We start from the raw sequence: 21244 nt of genomic DNA, 5'->3' as shown, positions 1-21244 counted from the left end.
CCGCCCGCTCCACCTACGAGCCCCCGTCCGGTCCCTCCGGGCGGGGGCCCGTACGTTCCGGCCGGCGAAGGCCGCCCACGAGTAGGGTCAGGGCCATGCCGCCTGGGAAGAAGAAGCCGCGTACCTACGACCCCGCGAAGATCCGCGCGGCCGTCACCGCGCAGTTCGGGCACGTCGCCGAAGCCGTACGGGACCTCACGCCGGAGCAGCTCGCACGGCCCAGCGGGCTCGGTGACTGGACCGTGGCCGACCTCGCCGCGCACGTCGCGTGGATCGCCGACTCCCTCGCCGCCGGCCTCGCCCGGCCGCCCGCCGCCGTCGCCGAACTCCCGGCCGTCGAGTGGCCCTTCGCCACCGCGTCCCTCGCCGGGAAGATCTCCGAGGCCGCCCGCGAGACCCTGGACGGCGCCCCGCTGCCCGAGCTGTACGAGCGGGCCGCCGCCCGCATGGCCGACCAGCTGGAACGCAACCCCGGCGGCCGGGTGCTGGACCTGTGGATCGGGGACATGACCCTCGCCGACTTCCTGGTCACCCGGACCGTCGAACTGGTCGTCCACACCGATGACCTGAACCGCGCCGCAGGACTGGAGATCCCCGTCGAACGCCAGGCGCTGGCCGCCTGTACCCGGCTGCTCGCCGACGCCCTCGCGGTCAAGGCCCCCGGCGGCTCGGTGGAGGTACGGATCCCGCCGTTCGCGGTCGTCCAGTGCGTCGAGGGGCCCCGCCACACCCGCGGCACCCCGCCCAACGTGGTGGAGACCGACCCGCTCACCTGGATCCGGCTGGCCACCGGCCGTACGGGCTGGGCCGAGGCCCTGGACTCCGCGCGGGTCAGCGCCAGCGGGGAGCGGGCCGACCTGTCCGCCCTGCTGCCCCTGATGAGCTGACCGGAGCCGGCCGGAGCGGAGCGGCGGGGAAACCGTCCGGGCCCCCGGGGGAACCGTCCGGCCGGTCGCTCCGTCCCAGGAGCATGCGTACCCTCAGGCACCTCACGACCGGCCTGGCCCTCCTCGGCCTCGCCGCCTGCGGCCAGCCCGCGCAGAACGGGAGCCGGCTGCTCCCCGACCCCACGGGCTCCTGGGCCGTCGAGTCCCTGACCATCGGCGGCCGCACCCTCCACGCGCCCGCTGCCGCCCGCGTCGACCTGGCCCCGGACGAGGCCACCGGCAACTACGGATGCAACGGCTTCACGGCGAAGGTCGTCTCCGACGGCGCCTCCGCCCTCACCGTCACGCCCGGCGCCTCCACCACGATGGCCTGCGAGAACATGGAGTTCGAGACGGCCTTCGCCAAGCTGTTCACGGGCCGCCTCACCGTCGACCGCGGCCCCGACCGGCTGACCCTGAAGACCGCCGACGGGAGCACCATCGCCATGAGCTCCAAACCCCCGGTCCCGGACGCCCCGCTCGTCGCGTCCCAGTGGATCGTCGATTCGCTGATCAGCGGCGAGAGCGCCTCCTCCCTCGACGCGGAGGCCGCCGGCAAGGCCCGGTTCACCCTCGCCGCCGACGGCGCAGCGAGCGGCAGCCTCGGCTGCAACCGGTTCAGCGCCAAGGCCACCGTCGACGGCCCCTCCGTCACCTTCGGGCCGCTCACCGCGACCCGGATGGCCTGCGAGGGCCCGACGGGCGAGGTCGAGCGGACGCTGACCGCACTCTTCGGCAGCGGCCCGCTCGCCTGGAAGATCCAGGGCCAGTCCCTGACCCTGACCGCTCCCGACGGCAAGGGCCTCGGCGCGAAGGCGGCCACGGCCGTCGAATGACCGCCCGGGCGGAGCGGCGTCAGGCCGGGTAGGGCAGCAGTCCCGCGTCCGTCCTCTCCCACGCCGCCCGCAGCTCCGCCAGCCGGGCCGGCTCCACGGCCGCCTTGTCGGCCTGCTCCCGGATGTCCCCGGCCAGGTTGAACAGCTGGTCCCGGCCCGTCTTGCCCCGGTAGTACTTCCAGTCGCCGCGGCGCAGCGCCCGCTCCCCGCGGACCCGCCAGAAGATGTCCCGCTGCGCGGGCTTCTCGCCCCGCAGCAGGTACCCGGCGAGGCTCACCCCGTCCAGCGGGTACGCGCGGTGCGGCCGGGTGCCGGCCAGCTCCAGCAGCGTCGCCGTCCAGTCCGGGCTGAACACCGGGAAGTGGCTGACCTGCCCGCCGTCCACCCGGGCCGGCCAGCGCAGGATGTTCGGCACCCGGATCCCGCCCTCCTGGAGCGAGGCCTTGTTGCCCGACAGCGGCCAGTTGTACGAGAACCGCTCGCCGCCGTTGTCGCTGGAGAACACCACCACCGTGTCGTCCTCCTGCCCGGAACGCTTGAGGGCCTTCAGCACCTCGCCCACCGACCGGTCCAGGTCCTCCACCATCTGCCGGTACTTCTCGACCGAGCCGCCGTCCTGGTGCCACAGCGCGCGCCCGTCGCCCGCCTTGATGCGCCGGACGATCTCGGCGCTCTCCCGGGTGTCGCCCTCGGCGATCCACGGCCAGTGCGGGGTGGTGAAGTTCAGGTTCAGCAGCCAGGGCTTGCCGTGGTGGTCGCGGGAGACGTACTCGCTCGCCCGCTCGGTGATGATCTTCGTGTAGTAGCGCAGGTCCTTGTACTCGGCGTCGCCCTCGTAGAGGTCGTACTCGCCGCCCAGGCCCAGCTTGGAGTAGTACTCCAGGGCCCCGCCGAAGTTCCCGAAGAACTCGTCCCAGCCCGACTTGGTCGGGCTGTAGTCCGGCAGGTAGCCCGCGTGCCACTTGCCGATCAGCGCCGTGGCGTAGCCCGCCTCCTTCAGCAGGGAGGCCAGCGTCGGATGCGTCGGCTCCAGCCCCGCCGACTTGTCGGCGATCGGCTCCGCCAGCCCGCCCCTGGTCCGCGCCGGGTAGCGCCCGGTGTACAGGCTGAACCGGGTCGGCGAGCAGGTCGCGGAGCCCGAGTAGGCGTCGGTGAAGCGGACCCCCTGGCGGGCGAGCCGGTCCAGGTTCGGGGTCTTGATGTGCGGGGCGCCGTACGAGGACAGGTCGGACCAGCCGAGGTCGTCACCCAGGATGAACAGGATGTTCGGGCGCCGCGACTGCCGCCCGCGGGCGGCCCGGAACTCCCGCTCCTCGGGTCCGGCGTGCTGCGCCTCGACGGCCGCCGCCGGGGTCGCGCCCAGGCCCACCGCAGCGGCGGCCGCGGTCACCCCGACGGCGCCGCCGAAGGCGCGCCGGGACAGGTTCGATTCGTGCGAAGTCACAGGTACTCCAAGGCATGGCCGCCGGCCTGCCCGGAGGCGGCGCGGGACGGCGCGCGGCACGGCGGGGCAGGCTCGGTCAGGGCGGGAGGGCAGAGCGGAAGGGGCCGGCGCGGAACGCCGCAACTGGACTCAGCACGACGGGAAAAGCCGGAAGAACGGGAAACGCGCGCCGCGGCGCGCGGCGGTGCCTACGCGCAGCTGCGACAGATGGCGCTCGCGACACGGACCAGGTCCACGTGCCGGCGCTCGACGAGGGTGACGGTGCTGTCACCGAAAGGCTGCATGAGTCGGAACCTTGTACGAACCCACAGGCACCTGTCAACCAGGGCATTCCGGATATCGAGACGGCTCCCACCAGGCCTCTTTCCGGTCACCCTCCGCAGGTGTTACCCGACTGTCCGCACTGTGACGTTTCCGGGCGTTCCTCAATTCGGACCAGTGGTCGATCTCGCCTACACTCGGAGCCGTGCCTCGTGGTGATGGACGACTCAACCACGACCTGCTCCCCGGTGAGAAGGGCCCCCAGGACGCTTGCGGCGTCTTCGGTGTCTGGGCTCCGGGTGAAGAGGTCGCCAAGCTCACCTACTTCGGACTGTATGCACTGCAGCACCGCGGACAAGAGTCCGCGGGAATCGCTGTGAGCAACGGTTCCCAGATCCTCGTCTTCAAGGACATGGGCCTCGTTTCCCAGGTCTTCGACGAAACCTCTCTCGGCTCGCTCCAAGGTCATATCGCGGTCGGTCACGCCCGCTACTCGACCACCGGAGCCTCCGTCTGGGAGAACGCGCAGCCCACCTTCCGCGCGACCGCCCACGGCTCCATTGCCCTGGGTCACAACGGCAACCTGGTGAACACCGCCGAGCTCGCCGAGATGGTCGCCGACCTCCCCCGTCAGGACGGCCGCGCCACCCAGGTGGCGGCCACCAACGACACCGACCTGGTCACCGCCCTGCTCGCGGGGCAGACCGACGAGGACGGCAAGCCCCTGACGATCGAGGAGTCGGCCACCAAGGTCCTCCCGAAGGTCAAGGGCGCCTTCTCCCTCGTCTTCATGGACGAGGGAACCCTCTACACCGCCCGTGACCCGCAGGGCATCCGCCCGCTGGTCCTCGGCCGCCTGGAGCGCGGCTGGGTGGTCGCGAGCGAGACCGCCGCCCTCGACATCTGTGGCGCCAGCTTCGTCCGCGAGGTCGAGCCGGGCGAGCTCATCGCGATCGACGAGAACGGCCTCCGCACCTCGCGCTTCGCGGAAGCGAAGCCCAAGGGCTGTGTCTTCGAGTACGTCTACCTGGCGCGCCCGGACACCGACATCGCGGGCCGCAACGTCTACCTCTCGCGCGTCGAGATGGGCCGGCGCCTCGCCAAGGAAGCCCCCGTCGACGCCGACCTGGTGATAGCGACACCGGAATCCGGTACGCCCGCCGCCGTCGGCTACGCGGAGGCCAGCGGGATCCCGTACGGCTCCGGCCTGGTCAAGAACGCCTACGTCGGCCGGACCTTCATCCAGCCCTCGCAGACGATCCGCCAGCTCGGCATCCGCCTGAAGCTCAACCCCCTCAAGGAAGTCATCCGGGGCAAGCGCCTGGTGGTCGTCGACGACTCGATCGTCCGCGGCAACACCCAGCGCGCCCTCGTGAAGATGCTCCGCGAGGCCGGCGCGGCGGAGGTCCACATCCGGATCTCCTCGCCGCCGGTGAAGTGGCCGTGCTTCTTCGGCATCGACTTCGCCACCCGGGCCGAGCTGATCGCCAACGGCATGACGGTCGACGAGATCGCCACGTCCCTCGGCGCGGACTCCCTCTCGTACATCTCGCTCGACGCGATGATCGAGGCGACCACCATCCAGAAGCCCAACCTCTGCCGGGCCTGCTTCGACGGCGAGTACCCGATGGAACTGCCCGACCCGCAGCTCCTCGGCAAGCAGCTCCTGGAGACCGAGCTCGCCGGCGGCACGGACGCCGCCGACGCGCTGCGCCGCCCGTAGCCGGATCCCCGCGCGCGCCCGCTCAACCTGCGCGGGGCCCTGTCTTTGAAGCTTCTCCCAGGGCCCTGCACCACCCGCAGTAACGACACGAAAGCTCTCTCCTGTCATGACAGAGAAGACCACCGGTGCCAGCTACGCAGCCGCAGGCGTGGACATCGAAGCGGGCGACCGCGCCGTCGAGCTGATGAAGGAGTGGGTGAAGAAGACGCAGCGCCCCGAGGTCCTCGGCGGCCTCGGCGGCTTCGCCGGCCTCTTCGACGCCTCCGCCCTCAAGCGCTACGAGCGCCCCCTCCTGGCCTCGGCCACGGACGGCGTCGGCACCAAGGTGGACATCGCCCGCCAGCTGGGCGTGTACGACACGATCGGCCACGACCTGGTCGCGATGGTCATGGACGACATCGTCGTCTGCGGCGCCGAGCCGCTCTTCATGACGGACTACATCTGCGTCGGCAAGGTGCACCCCGAGCGTGTCGCGGCCATCGTCAAGGGCATCGCCGAGGGCTGCGTCCTCGCCGGCTGCGCCCTAGTGGGCGGCGAGACCGCCGAACACCCGGGTCTCCTGGGCCCGGACGACTTCGATGTGGCGGGCGCGGGCACGGGCGTCGTCGAGTACGACCGGCTCCTGGGCGCGGATCGCATCCGTACGGGTGACGCCGTCATCGCGATGGCATCGTCCGGCCTTCACTCGAACGGGTACTCGCTCGTCCGGCACGTCCTCTTCGACCGGGCCGGGATGTCCCTGGACCAGCACGTCGAGGAGCTCGGCCGGACCCTCGGCGAGGAACTCCTGGAGCCGACCAAGATCTACTCGCTGGACTGCATGGCCCTCACCCGTACGGCCGAGGTCCACGCCTACTCGCACATCACCGGCGGCGGCCTCGCGGCGAACCTCGCCCGGGTCATCCCGGACCACCTGCACGCGACGGTCGACCGAGGCACCTGGACCCCCGGCGCGATCTTCGACCTGGTCGGCAAGGCCGGACAGGTGGAGCAGCTGGAGCTGGAGAAGACCCTGAACATGGGCGTCGGCATGATGGCCGTGGTCCCGCAGCAGTCGGTGGAGGTGGCCCTGACCGCCCTCGCGGACCGGGGCGTCGACGCCTGGGTCGCCGGCGAGATCCTGGACCGGGGCGACCACGCCGAGGGTGCGACCCTGACCGGTTCCTACGCGGGCTGAGCAGCACGGAAACCCGGTCCGGGGCGATGCCCTGGACCGGGTTTCGATGTTTCGTCAGCTGACGCGGACGCTGCTGGTGCAGAAGATCTGCGCGTCAAGCCCCGCGACGGTGCGCCGACGGACCGGACTCTTCGTCCTCGTCCTCGTCGTCATCGCTGTTGTACAGAGCCGCGTACTTGGCGTACGGGTCGTCGTCGTCATCATCCTGATCGTCATCGACTTCGACCGGCGCGCTGATTGGCAGCGGCTCTGTCGGCGATGCGCCCAGCTCATTGGCCAGACGCGAGAGGTCAGTCCCGCCGCTGTTGTACTTCAGCTGGCGGGCGACCTTTGTCTGCTTGGCCTTGGCCCGGCCGCGCCCCATGGCTCGACCCCCTCGGTGACGGGGCTCGACGGCCCCAGAGTCTGACACGCGTTCATGGTTCGGAGCGGGCTCTCCGTGGAGAGACCGTCCGTAGGGGTTTAACGGTACCTGCTTCCGCGGCCATACGGTACGCCGCCCGCATGACGCGCCCCGGTGCAGAACCAGCGGGACACCCCGTACTCGCTGGTCAGCTGCGATTTTAACCCTTTCCTGGCGGGCGACCCGCCGAAGTGCAGTGAGTTCCGTCTCGCCGCACCCCGGCGGGTCCCCCTGCCGGATTAGGCCGTACGGGCGCCGCCGGCCCGGGCGGCGGCGCGCGCGGCGAGCGCCTCGGACATCCGCTGCTCGGCGATCCGGTCGGCCGCCGCGGCCGGCGGGATCCCGTCAGCCTTCGCACGTGCGAATATGGCCAGGGTGGTGTCGAAGATCTTCGACGCCTTGGCCTTGCAGCGGTCGAAGTCGAAGCCGTGCAGCTCGTCGGCGACCTGGATGACACCGCCGGCGTTGACCACGTAGTCCGGCGCGTAGAGGATCCCGCGGTCGGCGAGGTCCTTCTCGACGCCCGGGTGGGCGAGCTGGTTGTTGGCCGCGCCGCACACGACGGTGGCGGTGAGCACGGGCACGGACTCGTCGTTCAGGGCCCCGCCGAGCGCGCACGGGGCGTAGATGTCCAGACCCGGGGTGCGGATCAGGGCGTCCGTGTCCGCGGCCGCGGTGACCTTGCCGCCCGGGTGCTTGTCGAGGATCTCCTGGACGGATTCCGCGCGGACGTCGGTGATGACGACCTCGGCCCCGTCTTCGAGGAGGTGCTCGACCAGGTGGCGGCCGACCTTGCCGACGCCGGCGACGCCGACCTTGCGGCCGCGGAGCGTCGGGTCGCCCCACAGGTGCTGGGCGCTGGCGCGCATGCCCTGGAAGACGCCGAAGGCGGTGAGGACCGAGGAGTCGCCGGCGCCGCCGTTCTCGGGGGAGCGGCCGGTGGCCCAGCGGGTCTCGCGGGCGACGACGTCCATGTCGGCGACGTACGTGCCCACGTCGCAGGCGGTGACGTAGCGGCCGCCGAGCGATTCCACGAAACGGCCGTAGGCCAGCAGCAGTTCCTCGGTCTTGAGGACGGCCGGGTCGCCGATGATCACGGCCTTGCCGCCGCCGAGGTCGAGGCCGGCGAGGGCGTTCTTGTACGACATGCCGCGGGCGAGGTTCAGCGCGTCGAGCACGGCCTCCTCGTCGGAGGCGTACGCGTGGAAGCGCGTGCCGCCGAGGGCGGGGCCCAGGGCGGTGGAGTGGATCGCGATGACGGCCTTGAGGCCTGAGGCTCGGTCCTGGCACAGCACGACTTGCTCGTGGCCGCCCTGTTCCGTGCGGAACAGGGTGTGCAGGACGCCGTCGGTCATTTCGGTCACGGTGGTGACTCCCATGGAAGAGATGCGGCGGAAAGACGCCCGCCCTGCGGGTGGGGGAGGGCGCACTGGGAGCAGAGTAAGACCTGCGGGCCGCCCGGGTAGGGCCTGTCCGGGGATCGGAACACTCCCGTGTCCCGCCGCTTTCCGCACCTCCGGGCACCCCGGAGGTGAAGGAGCCCCGAAAAAGGGGGAGTACGACTGCGTGAGCGAATCCCCCGAGTTGCGGCCGCCGGCGGCGCGGCCTGCGCCGATCGTCCCGTACGCCTCCTACCTGCGTGTTTACGAGCCCCTCGCGGCCTTCGCGGAGCCGGAGCGTACGCACTGGGCGGACTACGCCCGGCGGGGGGTGGTGGCGACGGCGCAGGACGAACTGCGTCGGTCGCTGGCGGACTTGGTGCGGGTTCCGCTGGTCGGGGTTCCGGCGCACGAGAGCGCGGACGCGTTCACCGTGGTGCGGGACGGGGCGGTGCTGGTCTGTCCGTGGCGGACGCGGCTGCGGGGCTGGCTGGCGCTGCGCGAGCTGACGGAGTCGTTCCCGTTGCCGGTGCTGGACGCGGCCCTGCCGGCGGCGGCGCGGCGGCGGGCGGCGCGGGAGTACGAGGCGTGGCGGGAGCGGAACCCGGATGCGCGGCCGTGGATCCGTACGGGGGTCTGGCAGGTGCCGTTGCGCTGGTTCGTGCTGGTGGGGGACGAGGAGCGGGAGTACGTGCCGGGTGAGCGGCTGCGCTACCGGACGCCGATGGTGCAGGCGCGGCGGCGGCTGGCGCGGGGGTTGCGGACGTTACGGGAGGCGGAGGGGTACGGGCCGTTGGCGGAGGGGCTCGTGGAGGTCGGGAGCTGGCTGGAGGAGTTCCATCCGCGGTCGATGGTCGAACTGGATTACGGGGGGCTGCTGCACGCGTTGCCGGCTGACGCGCTGGCGGGCGACCGGTCGGCCCGCGATCTGGCGGCGGGGCTGGAGGCGCTGCGGGCGGGTGACCGGGAGGGGGCCACGGAGGTCTACGCGGAGCTGGCGCTCCGCTGGCGGGCGGTCCGGGAGAGACTGTTCGCGAACTGACGGCGTGCCGGGGGTGTCCTTCGCCACGGCCGTCGGGGGCCCCGTTCGGGCGCGGGGCGTATCGCCCGTATCGGTTGTATCGGTTGTATCGGCCGATCGGGCATAAGTTGCAGATCAGCGGCTTGATCGCCACATTAGGGTCTTAGTTCCAGGACCTTCGTCCCGATACGGGCCATTGGCCCAAGCGTGACGGACCGCACTATCTACACCCTTGCGCCCTTCCCCTACCCTCGTGCCAAAATAGGACAAGGAGTCCGGGGAGGGTTCCTTCCGTCCAACTAAGGGCGGAATGCTCGGTATTGCACTCTATGGGGGGTCTGACGACTCCTGATCGCTCTGTGACTGATCGTCACAGTGGGGTGACTGTCCGTTATGGGGCGGTCCATCGGCTTCCGCCGCTGATGAACACCTCGGAGGGCAATTCCATCGGTTTGGCCCTTGGGGCTGGACGGATGGTGTAGTTGTAGTGCCGAGGACAAGCCGTTCGTCCTATAACCGACTCGGCCTGCGTATGTCCATTTCGGGCAACGTGGGCCAAGGTGCAGAATTTAGAGGAAAGAACCGAGATGGTTCGGTTCTCCCGAGGAGGCCGCTCATGACCGCTCGCACCCCTGATGCCGAGCCGCTGCTGACCCCGGCTGAGGTTGCCACGATGTTCCGCGTGGACCCGAAGACGGTCACCCGCTGGGCCAAGGCTGGCAAGCTCACGTCCATCCGCACCCTGGGTGGACACCGCCGTTACCGCGAGGCCGAGGTTCGCGCACTGCTCGCGGGAATTCCGCAGCAGCGCAGCGAGGCCTGAGGTCCCGCAGCACCACCGCTTTAACCGGGTCTATATCGGGTCCCCCAATCCGATGAAACCCACAAGGCTTCAAGCGGCTGGGCCTGCCCCAACAGGCTCATCGCCGTTCGATCGCGCTGGACTCCGCCGGGTCCAGCGCGATCTTTTTTATGCCCGGACGGGGCGGTTTCGCGTGGACGTGCGGAGACTGCGGGGGTGGGGTGCCATTGCACATATTAAATCGAGGGGGCGTAGGTGTGCGATAAACGTGCGAGTCTCAAAAACTCGTGTGGTGACTCCCGTCACAGTTGATCACTCTTGTACATCCGGCAATGCACCCGTAAGGGGATGTCCACCGCAGAGCAACTCATGCGGACGGGGGATTTTGCCCCGTGCGGGCCGCGCGCGGACCGGGCCCCGCTGGAGGCCCGCTGAGGGCTTCGCCGGGCCGGTGGGGGGTCGGGGGCCGAACGGGGCCGCCGGGGCGCCCTGGAGGCCCTCCAGAGGCTTCGAGGGTGGCCGGATGATCATGGGGCGGGGCCGGCCGTCCTGCCGCCGCCCGCCCGGCCCCGGGAACGCGTCAGGGCCCGTATCCCCTGAAGGGATACGGGCCCTGACGTTTCTGCGAACCTGACGGGACTTGAACCCGCGACCTCCACCTTGACAGGGTGGCGAGCTAACCAACTGCTCCACAGGTCCTCGTTCGCGGCCGGTTTACCCGGCTGCGAATGACACTGTACAGCAGCTCAGGGGGTGTGGTCTAACCCGATCACGGGGCGAGGGCGTCGACCGCCTTCACGATCCTCTTGTCGGAGATCGGGTACGCCGTCCCGAGCGCGTGCGCGAAGTAGGAGACCCGGAGTTCCTCCAGCATCCAGCGGATCTCGGTGACCTCCTCGGGCACCGGCCGGCCCTTCGGGAGCTGCTCCAGGAGCCACAGGTACTCGTCCCGCATCTCGTGGACCTTCTCCATGCGTGTGGTGTCGCGCTGGGCGCCCGTCGGCATCTGCTGGAGCCGCCGGTCGGCCGCCACCAGGTAGCGCATCAGGTCCGGCAGCCGGCGCAGGCCCGTCAGGGTCACGAAGCCGGCCGGCACCAGCGCCGCCAGCTGGGCCTTCACGTCCGCGACGTTGGCCATCAGGGCCAGGCTGTTGGTCCCCTTCAGCCGCCGCTCGCAGGCCTGCCACGCGGCCAGCACCTGCTGCACCTGGCCCACGGTCCGTACGGTCGTGTCCACCAGGTCGGCCCGTACGGCGTCGTAGAGCTTGCGGAAGCCCGCCTCGTCCCAGGCGGGGCCGCCGTGGTCGGCGATCAGCTTGTCGGCGGCCGCCGTCGCGCAGTCGTCGAACAGCGCCTGGATGGACCCGTGCGGGTTCCGGGAGAGCGCCAGCTTCGCCTGGTTGGTGAGCTTGTCCGAGGCGAACTTCGCCGGGTTCACCGGGATGTTCAGCAGGATCAGCTTCCGGGTGCCGAGCCACATCGCCCGCCGCTGCTCGGCCTCGGTGTCGAAGAGCCGTACGGAGACCGTCGTCCCCTCGTCCACCAGCGCCGGGTACGCCTTCACCGGCTGGCCGGCCCGGCGGGTCTCGAAGACCTTCGTCAGGGTGCCGATCGTCCAGTCGGTCAGCCCGGAACGCTCCAGGGACTCCCCGCCCGCACGTTCGGCCGTCGCGGCGGCGGCCTTGGAGAGGGCCTGGCGGGCCTTGGGCTTCAGGCGCAGCCGCAGGGCTTCCAGGTCCTTGTCCTCGGCGAGGTTCTTGCGCCGCTCGTCCACGATCCGGAAGGTGATCTTCAGGTGGTCCGGGATCCGCGACAGGTCGAAGTCCTCGGCCGAGACCGGCACTCCGACCATCCGGTGCAGCTCGCGCGCCAGGGTGACCGGCAGCGGCTCCTGGAGCGGCACGGCCGTGTCCAGGAAGCGGCCCGCGAAGTTCGGCGCGGGCACGTAGTGCCGGCGGATCGGCTTCGGCAGCGAGCGGATCAGCTCGGTGACGACCTCCTCGCGCAGCCCGGGGATCTGCCAGTCGAAGCCCTCGTCGGTGACCTGGTTCAGCACCTGGAGCGGGATGTGGACGGTCACGCCGTCCGCGTCCGCGCCCGGCTCGAACTGGTAGGTCACCCGGAACTTCAGCTGCCCCTGCCGCCAGCTGTCCGGGTAGTCGGCCTTGGTGACCCCGGCCGCCTTCTCGGTCAGCAGCATCTCGCGCTCGAAGTCGAGGAGTTCGGGCTCCTCGTGCTTCTTGTGCTTCCACCAGGAGTCGAAGTGCGCACCCGAGACCACGTGCTCCGGGATGCGCCGGTCGTAGAAGTCGAAGAGGGTCTCGTCGTCCACGACGATGTCGCGGCGCCGGGCCCGGTTCTCCAGCTCCTCGACCTCGGTCAGCAGCTTGCGGTTGTCCGCGTAGAACTTGTGGTGGGTCCGCCAGTCGCCCTCGACCAGCGCGTTGCGGATGAACAGTTCGCGCGAGACCTCGGCGTCGATCCGGCCGTAGTTGATCTTCCGCTGGGCGACGATCGGCACGCCGTACAGCGTGACCTTCTCGTACGCCATCACCGCCGCCTGGTCCTTCTCCCAGTGCGGCTCGCTGTACGTGCGCTTGATCAGGTGCTGCGCGAGCGGCTCCACCCACTCGGGCTCCACCTTCGCGTTCACCCGCGCCCACAGCCGCGAGGTCTCCACCAGCTCCGCCGACATCAGGAACTTCGGCTGCTTCTTGAACAGCGAGGAACCGGGGAAGACCGCGAACTTCGCCGACCGGGCGCCCAGGTACTCGTTCTTGTCGGTGTCCTTCAGCCCGATGTGCGAGAGCAGGCCGGCCAGCAGGGAGACGTGGACGTTCTGCTCCGGGGCGTCGGCCTCGTTGACGTGGATGCCCATCGTCTTGGCGACCGTGCGCAGCTGCGAGTAGATGTCCTGCCACTCGCGGATCCGCAGGAAGTTCAGGTACTCCTGCTTGCACATCCGGCGGAACGAGGAGGAGCCCCGCTCCTTCTGCTGCTCCCGGACGTAGCGCCACATGTTCAGGAACGAGAGGAAGTCGCTGGTCTCGTCCTTGAAGCGGGCGTGGTTCTGGTCGGCCTGGGTCTGCTTGTCCGAGGGCCGCTCGCGCGGGTCCTGGATCGACAGGGCCGCCGCGATGACCATGACCTCGCGGACGCAGTTGTTCTTGTCCGCCTCGACGACCATGCGGGCCAGGCGCGGGTCCACCGGCAGCTGCGAGAGCTGGCGTCCCATGGGCGTCAGCTTCTTGCGCGGGTCCTTCTCCGCCGGGTCGAAGGCGCCGAGCTCCTGGAGCAGCTGCACGCCGTCGCGGATGTTGCGGTGGTCCGGCGGGTCGATGAAGGGGAACTTCTCGATCTCGCCGAGCCCGGCCGCGGTCATCTGGAGGATCACGGAGGCCAGGTTGGTGCGCAGGATCTCGGCGTCCGTGAACTCCGGACGGGAGAGGAAGTCGTCCTCCGAGTACAGCCGGATGCAGATGCCGTCGCTGGTACGGCCGCAGCGGCCCTTGCGCTGGTTGGCGCTCGCCTGCGAGATCCGCTCGATGGGCAGCCGCTGCACCTTGGTGCGGTGGCTGTAGCGCGAGATGCGGGCGGTGCCCGGGTCGATCACGTACTTGATGCCCGGAACGGTCAGGGAGGTCTCCGCGACGTTCGTCGCCAGGACGATCCGGCGCCCGGTGTGCTGCTGGAACACCCGGTGCTGCTCGGCGTGCGAGAGCCGCGCGTACAGGGGGAGCACTTCGGTGAAGCGCAGCTTGCGCTTCTCCAGGGCGTCGGCGGTGTCGCGGATCTCCCGCTCGCCGGAGAGGAAGACCAGGACGTCGCCCGGCCCCTCGGACTGGAGTTCGTCGACGGCCTCGCAGATCGCCGTGATCTGGTCGCGGTCGGAGTCCTCGGAGTCCTCTTCGAGGAGCGGGCGGTAGCGCACCTCCACCGGGTACGTACGGCCGCTGACCTCGACGATCGGGGCGTCCCCGAAGTGGCGGGAGAAGCGCTCCGGGTCGATGGTCGCCGAGGTGATCACGACCTTCAGGTCGGGACGCTTCGGCAGCAGCTGGGCCAGGTAGCCCAGCAGGAAGTCGATGTTCAGGGACCGCTCGTGGGCCTCGTCGATGATGATCGTGTCGTAGGCGCGCAGCTCGCGGTCGGTCTGGATCTCGGCGAGCAGGATGCCGTCGGTCATCAGCTTCACGAAGGTCGCGTCCGGGTTCACCTGGTCGGTGAAGCGGACCTTCCAGCCGACGGTCTGCCCGATCTCGGACTTCAGCTCCTCGGCGATCCGCTCCGCGACCGTGCGGGCCGCGAGCCGGCGGGGCTGGGTGTGCCCGATCATGCCCCGGACGCCGCGGCCCAGCTCCATGCAGATCTTGGGGATCTGCGTGGTCTTGCCGGACCCGGTCTCGCCCGCGACGATCACGACCTGGTGGTCGCGTATCGCCTCGGCGATCTCGTCCTTCTTCTGGCTGACGGGCAGGTTCTCGGGATACGTGACCTCCGGCATGCGCGAGGCACGGCCGGCGAGCCGCTCGGCGGCCTTCGTGGCCTCCGCGGCGATCTCGTCGAGCACGGCCTGCTTGGCCTCGGGCTTGCGGATGCGGCGGGCGCCTTCGAGGCGGCGGCCGAGGCGGTGCGCGTCGCGGAGGGAGATCTCACCGAGAAGCGTCTGCAGGGCGGCGAAGGAAGTAGACATACCTGGTCGAGGATCTCACCTGGGCCCTCCGGGTGGCGAACGCATTTGTGCCCCTCCCCGTACCATTTCGGGACGAGTCCCCCGTCGTGCCAGTGAGAGGCAGCCCACCTTGTCCCGCCGTCGCCGTGTGTGCTGCCTGCTGGCGGCGGTACTCGCGGTGCTGCTGGCCGCGGTGACCCCGGCGGCCGCCGCCCCGGACCCGGGCCGGACCGTTCCGGTTCCGGTCGCCTCGGCGGCCCCGGCCGGCCCCGCGGCACCGGCGGCCTTCGCGGCCCCGGACGGGCAGCGGGGACCCTCCTGCGCCCCCGCCGCCCCCGGCCACGGGAAGACCCCGGCCGTGCCGCCGCGCGCCGGGCAGGACCACGCCCCGCTCCCGGCGGCGCGCCCGGCCCCCGAGGCGGCCCGGCCGCAGGGCACGGTGCCCGTACGGGTCCTCGTACGCGGACCCGGCCGGCCCGCGCCGGACCCGGTGGAGCTCTCCGTGATGCGGGTGTAGGAGGGGCCGCCCGCCGGTCCCGCCCACCACCCGTACCTCTGGAGCACCCGTATGTCTTCTTCCGCCCGCAAGCCCCTGCTCGCCGCCGCCGGAGTGGCCCTCGCCGCGATCACCCTCGGCCTGGTCTCCTGGCAGGCCACCGCCCCCGAGGACAAGCCCCGCGACACCTCCGCCGGCTCCCCCGCGGCCTCCGCCCACGCCGGGCCCCGCACCGGCCCCGCCCCGGAGCTGCTGGCGCTGGCCCGCCGCGAGCCCGGCGACAAGCTCGCGACCGGCCGCGCCGACGCGCCCGTCGTCCTCATCGAGTACTCCGACTTCAAATGCGGCTACTGCGGCAAGTTCGCCCGGGACACCGAACCCGAACTGGTGAAGAAGTACGTCGAGGACGGCACCCTGCGCATCGAGTGGCGCAACTTCCCGATCTTCGGCGCCGAGTCCGAGGCCGCCGCGAAGGCCGCCTGGGCCGCCGGGCAGCAGGACCGCTTCGCCGCCTTCCACGCGGCCGCGTACGCCGACGGGGCCAAGGAGAAGGGCTTCGGCGAAGCGCGTCTGACCGAGCTGGCCCGGCAGGCCGGGGTCCCGGACCTGGAGCGCTTCACGAAGGACATGGCCGGCGAGGAAGCGGCGGCGGCCCTGAGGAAGGACCAGGACGAGGGCTACCGCATCGGCGTCACCTCCACCCCGTCCTTCCTGGTCAACGGCAGGCCGATCGCCGGAGCCCAGCCCCTCGACGCCTTCACCGCCGCCATCGCGCGGGCGAAGACCGAGGCGGGGGCCCGGCGGTGACCGGCATCGGATACCTGGCCGCCCTGCTGGGCGGCCTCCTCGCCCTGCTCAGCCCCTGCAGCGCGCTGCTGCTGCCCGCCTTCTTCGCGTACTCGATCGACTCCCGCTCCCGCCTCCTCGCGCGCACCGGGATCTTCTACGCGGGCCTCGCGAGCACCCTCGTACCGCTGGGCGCGGCCGGCTCCTACGCGGGGCGGTTCTTCCACTCCCACCGGGACGGGCTGGTCCTCGCCGGAGGCTGGCTGATCATCGCGCTCGGCCTCGCCCAGGTCCTCGGCCTCGGCTTCGCCCCCAAGCGCCTGGCCGAGCTGTCCGGGCGGATCCGCCCGACCACCGCCCTGTCCGTGTACGCGCTCGGCGCGGTCTACGGGCTGGCCGGCTTCTGCGCCGGCCCGATCCTGGGCAGCGTCCTGACGGTCGCGGCGGTCAGCGGCAGCCCGGTCTACGGAGGACTGCTGCTGGCGGTGTACGCGCTGGGCATGGCCGTACCCCTGTTCCTGCTGGCCCTGCTCTGGGAGCGCTTCGACCTGGGCGGGCGGCGCTGGCTGCGCGGCCGGGCCTTCCGGGCGGGCCGCCTCGAACTGCACACCACCTCGCTGCTGTCCGGGCTGTTCTTCATCACCCTGGGCACCCTGTTCCTCGTCTACGACGGGGCGAGCGCACTGCCGGGGCTGCTCGACGTGGACGACTCGTTCGCGGTGGAGCAGTGGGTGGGCTCCGTCGCCGGAGCCGTACCGGACTGGGCGCTGCTGGGGCTGGCCGGATCGGCGGCGACGGCCTTCGCACTGACGCGGTGGCGGCGCGCGGTCCGCGCGGAGCGGCCGCGGCCGGACTCCGAGGTGGCGGAGGGGTGACGCACAGAAGGCCCCGTCCAGAGGACGGGGCCTTCTTCTTGTGGCTGGGGCCGGGGTCGAACCGGCGACCTATCGCTTTTCAGGCGATCGCTCGTACCAACTGAGCTACCCAGCCACGAGACTGTTTCCAGCCTCAGCGAACCTGACGGGACTTGAACCCGCGACCTCCACCTTGACAGGGTGGCGAGCTAACCAACTGCTCCACAGGTCCTTGCAATGTGCGAGAACAAGTCTCGCACACAGGTGTTGCGTACCCCCAACGGGATTCGAACCCGTGCTACCGCCTTGAAAGGGCGGCGTCCTGGGCCACTAGACGATGAGGGCTAAAGGCCCGCCGGGCACTTCTCAGCGCGTCGGGGACGTGAGAAGCATATGGGATCCGGGGAGCTATCGCCAAAACGGTTTCCTCCGGAGCGACAATGGCCGGGTGCTGGAGATGACGCGCGAGGAGTTCGAAGAGCTCGTCGCAGAGGCCCTGGACCGGATTCCGCCGGAGCTGACGCGGCTGATGGACAACGTGGCGGTGTTCGTCGAGGACGAACCACCGGCCGACGACCCCGAGCTCCTCGGGCTCTACGAGGGGACCCCCCTCACCGAGCGCGGCGAGTGGTACGCCGGGGTGCTGCCCGACCGCATCACGATCTACCGGAACCCCACGTTGCGGATGTGCGAGGACCGGGAGAGCGTGGTCGCGGAGACGGAGGTGACCGTCGTGCACGAGATCGCCCACCACTTCGGCATCGACGACGAACGGCTGCACGCCCTGGGCTACGGGTGACCGGACCGGAGCCCGTCGACCCGGACGTGGACCTCCACGTACCCGCCCAGCGGACCGAACCGCGGGGCCGGGTGCTCGCCGCCGTCGCGGCGGGAGGGGTGGCCGGGGCCTGCGCGCGGTACGGCGCGGGGCTGCTGTGGCCGGCCCGCCCCGGGGCCTTCCCGTGGACGACCTTCTGGATCAACGTGGTGGGCTGCGCGCTGATCGGCGTGCTGATGGCGCTGATCGCCGAGGGCGGCCGCACCGCGCACCCCCTGGTGCGGCCCTTCGCCGGGACCGGCGTGCTCGGGGGCTTCACCACCTTCTCCGCCTACGCGCTGGACGTGTCGCGGCTGCTGGACGAGGACGCGGCCGCCGTCGCGCTCGCGTGCGCCGGGCTCACGGTCGCGGGGGCGCTGGCGGCGGTCTGGGCCGGGGCGTCCGCGACCCGACGGGCGGTACGGGGCCGGGGCGCCGGCCGGGGGCGGGGATGAACTGGCTGCTCGTGGCCCTGGGCGCGGCCGTGGGCGCACCGCTGCGCTACCTGACCGACCGGGCCGTGCAGGCGCGCCACGACTCCGTCTTCCCGTGGGGGACCTTCACGGTCAACGCCGGCGCCTGCCTGCTGCTGGGCGCGCTGGCCGGGACGGCGCTGGCCGGGGCGGGCTCCTCGCGGCTGGGGCTGTTTCTCGGGACGGGGCTGTGCGGGGCGCTGAGCACGTACTCGACCTTCTCCTACGAGACCCTGCGGCTGGCCGAACGCGGCCGGCCCCTCCTCGCCGCCGCGAACGTCCTGGCATCGGTGCTGGTCGGGCTGGGTGCCGTGCACCTGGGTTCGCAGGTGGCCCGGCAGCTGTTCGCATAAGGGGCGTGTCTCTTACGGGGTAAAGGGAGTTGGGCAACTTGACCCGCTCATCGCGGACCCCGCCGCCGTGCTCCGGAGGTGCCCCCGTGCGCCAGTTGTCCGCTTCCCTGAGACTGGCCGTCACCGCGCTCGCGGTGGCGGCGTCGGCGGGCTGCATGAGTGTCGGCGAGGACGCCGCGAAGCCCGGGCCGGGCGCACCGGTGGGTGCCAAGGAAGCCGCCGGGACGGGTACGGCCGCGGGCGCCGGGCGGGGTTCCGGCGTCCACGGCAACGGCCACGGGGTGAAGGACGCCGCGGGGAACCAGGCGGGCAAGGCCGGCGAACCCGGCAAGGCGTCCGGCGCGACCGGAGCCTCGCCCAGCCCGGGCGCCCCGGCGGGCCGGCCGGGCCAGCCCTCGCCGTCGGCCGGGCCGGGCGGCGGAGCGGGCGGGCAGGGGCCGCAGGAGCCGTCCGGGGGCGGCTCGGGCGGCTCGGGAGGCGGTTCGGGATCCGGAGGTTCCGGCTCGGGGTCGGGTTCCGGCGGCTCGGGTTCCGGTGGCTCCGGCTCGGGTTCCGGGTCGGGCGGCTCCGGGTCCGGCGGGTCAGGCTCGGGCGGTTCCGGCTCGGGCGGTACGGGGGGCTCGACCACCCCGCCCGTCGACCCTCATCCGGAACCTTCTGTGACGGAACCCACTCCGCCCGGACCCGTCGATCCGGGTCCCGATCCGACCGCCGGAACGGGCACCACGCCGTAGTCCCGGGCGGCTCGGGGTGGGGCGGCCGCCCTTCTCCCGGAACCCGCGCCAGAGGCATCGTCCCAGGTCAGAGGCGTTTCTGCGGGAGCGACTTGCCAGACCCCCGGGAGGGTGCGTATGGTTATAGATCGTTTGATCCCATTGCCCGGCGCCGAATCCGAAGAGCGCCGCGTGGCGCGTACTCTCCCTAGCCGTGGCTGACCGCATTGAGGCGGTCGATTTGCGATTCACGGAGTTTGGGCGCGTGCCGAGACTCCGGAAGGTTTCGCATTTCGCATGTCCATTTCCAGTTCTGACCGTTCCGTCATGCCCGAGAACGACTCCAACGAGATCGTCGACGCCGAGACCCTCGCGGTCACCGAGGCCATGGAGGCCATCGAGGCGGAGGAGATCATCGAGGCCCTCGAGGCCGACGTGACCGCCGACAGCTCGTACTCCGACGACGAGGCCGACGCGGCCGACGCGGAGCCCACCATCACCTTCGGCGACCTCGGTCTGCCCGACGGCATCGTGCGCAAGCTCGCCCAGAACGGCGTCACCGCCCCCTTCCCGATCCAGGCCGCGACCATCCCGGACGCCCTGGCCGGCAAGGACATCCTGGGCCGTGGCCGCACCGGCTCCGGCAAGACCCTCTCCTTCGGTCTGCCGACCCTGGCCTCGCTGGCCGGCGGCCACACCGAGAAGAAGAAGCCCCGCGCGATCATCCTCACGCCGACCCGTGAGCTCGCGATGCAGGTCGCGGACGCCCTCCAGCCCTACGGCGACGTCCTCGGCCTGAAGATGAAGGTCGTCTGCGGCGGTACCTCCATGAGCAACCAGATCTACGCCCTGGAGCGCGGTGTCGACGTCCTCGTCGCCACCCCCGGCCGTCTGCGCGACATCATCAACCGCGGCGCCTGCTCGCTGGAGAACGTCAAGATCGCCGTCCTCGACGAGGCCGACCAGATGGCCGACCTGGGCTTCCTGCCCGAGGTCACCGAGCTGCTCGACCAGATCCCCGGCGGCGGCCAGCGCATGCTCTTCTCCGCCACCATGGAGAACGAGATCGGCACCCTGGTCAAGCGCTACCTGTCCAACCCCGTCACGCACGAGGTCGACAGCGCCCAGGGCAACGTCACGACCATGACGCACCACGTGCTCGTCGTGAAGCCGAAGGACAAGGCGCCGGTCACGGCCGCCATCGCCGCCCGCAAGGGCCGCACCATCATCTTCGTCCGCACCCAGCTGGGCGCCGACCGCATCGCCGAGCAGCTCATCGAGTCCGGCGTGAAGGCCGACGCGCTGCACGGCGGCATGACGCAGGGCGCCCGTACCCGCGTCCTCGCGGACTTCAAGGACGGCTACGTCAACGCGCTCGTCGCGACCGACGTCGCCGCGCGCGGCATCCACGTCGACGGCATCGACCTGGTCCTCAACGTGGACCCGGCCGGCGACCACAAGGACTACCTGCACCGCTCGGGCCGTACCGCCCGCGCCGGCAAGTCCGGTGTCGTCGTGTCGCTGGCGCTCCCGCACCAGCGCCGCCAGATCTTCCGCCTGATGGAGGACGCGGGCGTCGACGCCTCGCGCCACATCGTCCAGGGCGCCGGCGCGTTCGAGCCCGAGGTCGCCGAGATCACCGGTGCGCGTTCGCTCACCGAGGTCCAGGCCGACTCCGCGAACAACGCCGCCAAGCAGGCCGAGCGCGAGGTCGCCGACCTCACGAAGCAGCTGGAGCGCCTGACCCGCCGCGCCGCGGAGCTGCGCGAGGAGGCCGACCGCCTCGTCGCCCGTTCCGCCCGTGAGCGCGGTGAGGACCCGGAGGCCGCCGTCGCCGAGGTCGTCGAGGCCGCCGAGGCCGAGGTCGCGGCTGCCGTCGCCGCCGTCGCCGAGCCCGTCGCCCAGGAGCGCACGTTCGAGCGTCGCGACGACCGCGGCAACTTCGAGCGCCGCGACAACCGCCGTGACGACCGCGGTGACCGTGGTGGCGACCGTGGTGGCTTCCGCCGTGACGACCGTCCGTCGGGTGGTTTCCGTTCCGGTGGTGACCGTCGTGATGACAACCGTGGTGGCGGCTTCCGTCGCGACGACCGTCCGTCCGGTGGTTT

Annotated in this window: 18 protein-coding genes and 4 tRNA genes; 13 read left to right on the top strand and 9 right to left on the bottom strand. The window is 71.2% G+C overall.

Features of this window, described 5'->3' with window-relative positions; genetic code table 11:
* Nucleotides 1-95: 95 nt before the first annotated feature.
* Nucleotides 96-887 carry a maleylpyruvate isomerase family mycothiol-dependent enzyme gene (locus AC07B0_RS14035; RefSeq protein ID WP_356881414.1) on the top strand — a complete coding sequence of 264 codons (792 nt, stop codon included), beginning with the start codon at nt 96-98 and terminating at the stop codon, nt 885-887.
* A gap of 83 nt (nt 888-970) precedes the next feature.
* The gene (locus AC07B0_RS14030; RefSeq protein ID WP_356881412.1) at nt 971-1762 is read left to right on the top strand and encodes an META domain-containing protein; all 792 of its coding nucleotides are present in this window, start codon (nt 971-973) and stop codon (nt 1760-1762) included.
* Between the two features lie 19 nt (nt 1763-1781).
* Here AC07B0_RS14030 and AC07B0_RS14025 read toward each other — a convergent pair whose 3' ends face one another.
* Complete coding sequence (locus tag AC07B0_RS14025; protein ID WP_478898208.1) at nt 1782-3206, bottom strand: sulfatase family protein; 1425 nt, start codon at nt 3204-3206, stop codon at nt 1782-1784.
* A gap of 188 nt (nt 3207-3394) precedes the next feature.
* The gene (locus AC07B0_RS14020) at nt 3395-3490 is read right to left on the bottom strand and encodes a putative leader peptide (RefSeq protein ID WP_356881408.1); all 96 of its coding nucleotides are present in this window, start codon (nt 3488-3490) and stop codon (nt 3395-3397) included.
* 182 nt (nt 3491-3672) lie between these two features.
* Here AC07B0_RS14020 and purF point away from each other — a divergent pair, with 182 nt between their 5' ends.
* Both purF and purM read left to right on the top strand, forming a co-directional pair.
* A complete protein-coding gene (purF, locus tag AC07B0_RS14015; protein ID WP_356881406.1) occupies nt 3673-5190 on the top strand; it encodes an amidophosphoribosyltransferase in 1518 nt (505 codons plus the stop codon).
* Between the two features lie 106 nt (nt 5191-5296).
* Entirely contained in the window at nt 5297-6367 is a 1071-nt protein-coding gene (gene purM, locus AC07B0_RS14010; protein WP_356881404.1) for a phosphoribosylformylglycinamidine cyclo-ligase, read from the top strand.
* Nucleotides 6368-6461: 94 nt separating this feature from the next.
* Here the strand turns inward: purM and AC07B0_RS14005 are convergent, their stop codons facing one another.
* A complete protein-coding gene (locus tag AC07B0_RS14005; protein WP_267088905.1) occupies nt 6462-6731 on the bottom strand; it encodes a DUF3073 domain-containing protein in 270 nt (89 codons plus the stop codon).
* Nucleotides 6732-7009: 278 nt separating this feature from the next.
* Nucleotides 7010-8149, bottom strand: a complete 1140-nt coding sequence (locus AC07B0_RS14000; protein WP_469376990.1) for a Leu/Phe/Val dehydrogenase — start codon at nt 8147-8149, stop codon at nt 7010-7012.
* Between the two features lie 187 nt (nt 8150-8336).
* Between AC07B0_RS14000 and AC07B0_RS13995 the strand changes: the two genes are divergently transcribed.
* A complete protein-coding gene (locus AC07B0_RS13995; RefSeq protein ID WP_469376988.1) occupies nt 8337-9191 on the top strand; it encodes a DUF8083 family protein in 855 nt (284 codons plus the stop codon).
* Between the two features lie 595 nt (nt 9192-9786).
* A complete protein-coding gene (gene bldC / locus AC07B0_RS13990) occupies nt 9787-9993 on the top strand; it encodes a developmental transcriptional regulator BldC (RefSeq protein ID WP_003949541.1) in 207 nt (68 codons plus the stop codon).
* A 604-nt stretch (nt 9994-10597) separates the two neighbouring features.
* Here the strand turns inward: bldC and AC07B0_RS13985 are convergent.
* Both AC07B0_RS13985 and hrpA read right to left on the bottom strand, forming a co-directional pair.
* A tRNA-Asp gene (locus AC07B0_RS13985) sits at nt 10598-10671 on the bottom strand.
* A 70-nt stretch (nt 10672-10741) separates the two neighbouring features.
* Complete coding sequence (hrpA, locus tag AC07B0_RS13980; RefSeq protein ID WP_469376986.1) at nt 10742-14665, bottom strand: ATP-dependent RNA helicase HrpA; 3924 nt, start codon at nt 14663-14665, stop codon at nt 10742-10744.
* A 109-nt stretch (nt 14666-14774) separates the two neighbouring features.
* On the opposite strand from hrpA, the gene AC07B0_RS13975 reads away from it, so the two are divergent.
* Genes AC07B0_RS13975 through AC07B0_RS13965 form a run of 3 tightly spaced genes read left to right on the top strand, consistent with a single transcriptional unit; the run spans nt 14775 to nt 16801 of the window.
* The gene (locus tag AC07B0_RS13975; RefSeq protein ID WP_469376984.1) at nt 14775-15161 is read left to right on the top strand and encodes a hypothetical protein; all 387 of its coding nucleotides are present in this window, start codon (nt 14775-14777) and stop codon (nt 15159-15161) included.
* Nucleotides 15162-15212: 51 nt separating this feature from the next.
* Nucleotides 15213-15947 (top strand): DsbA family protein, encoded by a 735-nt coding sequence (locus AC07B0_RS13970; protein ID WP_356881393.1) that lies wholly within the window; start codon nt 15213-15215, stop codon nt 15945-15947.
* Nucleotides 15944-16801 carry a cytochrome c biogenesis CcdA family protein gene (locus tag AC07B0_RS13965; protein WP_356881391.1) on the top strand — a complete coding sequence of 286 codons (858 nt, stop codon included), beginning with the start codon at nt 15944-15946 and terminating at the stop codon, nt 16799-16801. Before AC07B0_RS13970 ends, AC07B0_RS13965 begins: the two co-directional genes overlap by 4 nt.
* 41 nt (nt 16802-16842) lie before the next feature.
* Here the strand turns inward: AC07B0_RS13965 and AC07B0_RS13960 are convergent.
* From AC07B0_RS13960 to AC07B0_RS13950, 3 genes are all read right to left on the bottom strand, one after another.
* A tRNA-Phe gene (locus AC07B0_RS13960) sits at nt 16843-16916 on the bottom strand.
* A gap of 22 nt (nt 16917-16938) precedes the next feature.
* A tRNA-Asp gene (locus tag AC07B0_RS13955) sits at nt 16939-17012 on the bottom strand.
* A gap of 40 nt (nt 17013-17052) precedes the next feature.
* Nucleotides 17053-17125 (bottom strand) — tRNA-Glu (locus tag AC07B0_RS13950).
* A gap of 103 nt (nt 17126-17228) precedes the next feature.
* Between AC07B0_RS13950 and AC07B0_RS13945 the strand changes: the two genes are divergently transcribed.
* The 4 genes from AC07B0_RS13945 to AC07B0_RS13930 form a co-directional block, all read left to right on the top strand.
* The gene (locus AC07B0_RS13945) at nt 17229-17579 is read left to right on the top strand and encodes a metallopeptidase family protein (RefSeq protein WP_030225620.1); all 351 of its coding nucleotides are present in this window, start codon (nt 17229-17231) and stop codon (nt 17577-17579) included.
* On the top strand, nt 17576-18052 hold the full coding sequence (locus tag AC07B0_RS13940) for a FluC/FEX family fluoride channel (protein WP_469376982.1): 477 nt from the start codon (nt 17576-17578) through the stop codon (nt 18050-18052). Before AC07B0_RS13945 ends, AC07B0_RS13940 begins: the two co-directional genes overlap by 4 nt.
* Nucleotides 18049-18423 carry a fluoride efflux transporter CrcB gene (gene crcB / locus AC07B0_RS13935; RefSeq protein ID WP_469376980.1) on the top strand — a complete coding sequence of 125 codons (375 nt, stop codon included), beginning with the start codon at nt 18049-18051 and terminating at the stop codon, nt 18421-18423. Before AC07B0_RS13940 ends, crcB begins: the two co-directional genes overlap by 4 nt.
* A 1040-nt stretch (nt 18424-19463) precedes the next feature.
* The coding region (locus AC07B0_RS13930) for a DEAD/DEAH box helicase (protein ID WP_478898203.1) at nt 19464-21244 on the top strand (1781 nt) is incomplete at its 3' end.

It is taken from the genome of Streptomyces sp. NPDC044704, assembly GCF_056433525.1.
The sequence above is the reverse complement of the archived record's forward strand: the minus strand, read 5'-3'. Positions and strand labels throughout refer to the sequence as shown.

Excerpts from the sequence above, each read along its gene's own strand:
- AC07B0_RS14035 (WP_356881414.1), top strand. The coding sequence starts at position 96 with ATGCCGCCTGGGAAGAAGAAGCCGCGTACCTACGACCCCGCGAAGATC.
- AC07B0_RS14000 (WP_469376990.1), bottom strand. The coding sequence starts at position 8,149 with ATGGGAGTCACCACCGTGACCGAAATGACCGACGGCGTCCTGCACACC.
- AC07B0_RS14005 (WP_267088905.1), bottom strand. The coding sequence starts at position 6,731 with ATGGGGCGCGGCCGGGCCAAGGCCAAGCAGACAAAGGTCGCCCGCCAG.
- AC07B0_RS13970 (WP_356881393.1), top strand. The coding sequence starts at position 15,213 with ATGTCTTCTTCCGCCCGCAAGCCCCTGCTCGCCGCCGCCGGAGTGGCC.
- purM (WP_356881404.1), top strand. The coding sequence starts at position 5,297 with ATGACAGAGAAGACCACCGGTGCCAGCTACGCAGCCGCAGGCGTGGAC.
- AC07B0_RS14020 (WP_356881408.1), bottom strand. The coding sequence starts at position 3,490 with ATGCAGCCTTTCGGTGACAGCACCGTCACCCTCGTCGAGCGCCGGCAC.
- crcB (WP_469376980.1), top strand. The coding sequence starts at position 18,049 with ATGAACTGGCTGCTCGTGGCCCTGGGCGCGGCCGTGGGCGCACCGCTG.
- bldC (WP_003949541.1), top strand. The coding sequence starts at position 9,787 with ATGACCGCTCGCACCCCTGATGCCGAGCCGCTGCTGACCCCGGCTGAG.
- AC07B0_RS14030 (WP_356881412.1), top strand. The coding sequence starts at position 971 with ATGCGTACCCTCAGGCACCTCACGACCGGCCTGGCCCTCCTCGGCCTC.
- hrpA (WP_469376986.1), bottom strand. The coding sequence starts at position 14,665 with ATGTCTACTTCCTTCGCCGCCCTGCAGACGCTTCTCGGTGAGATCTCC.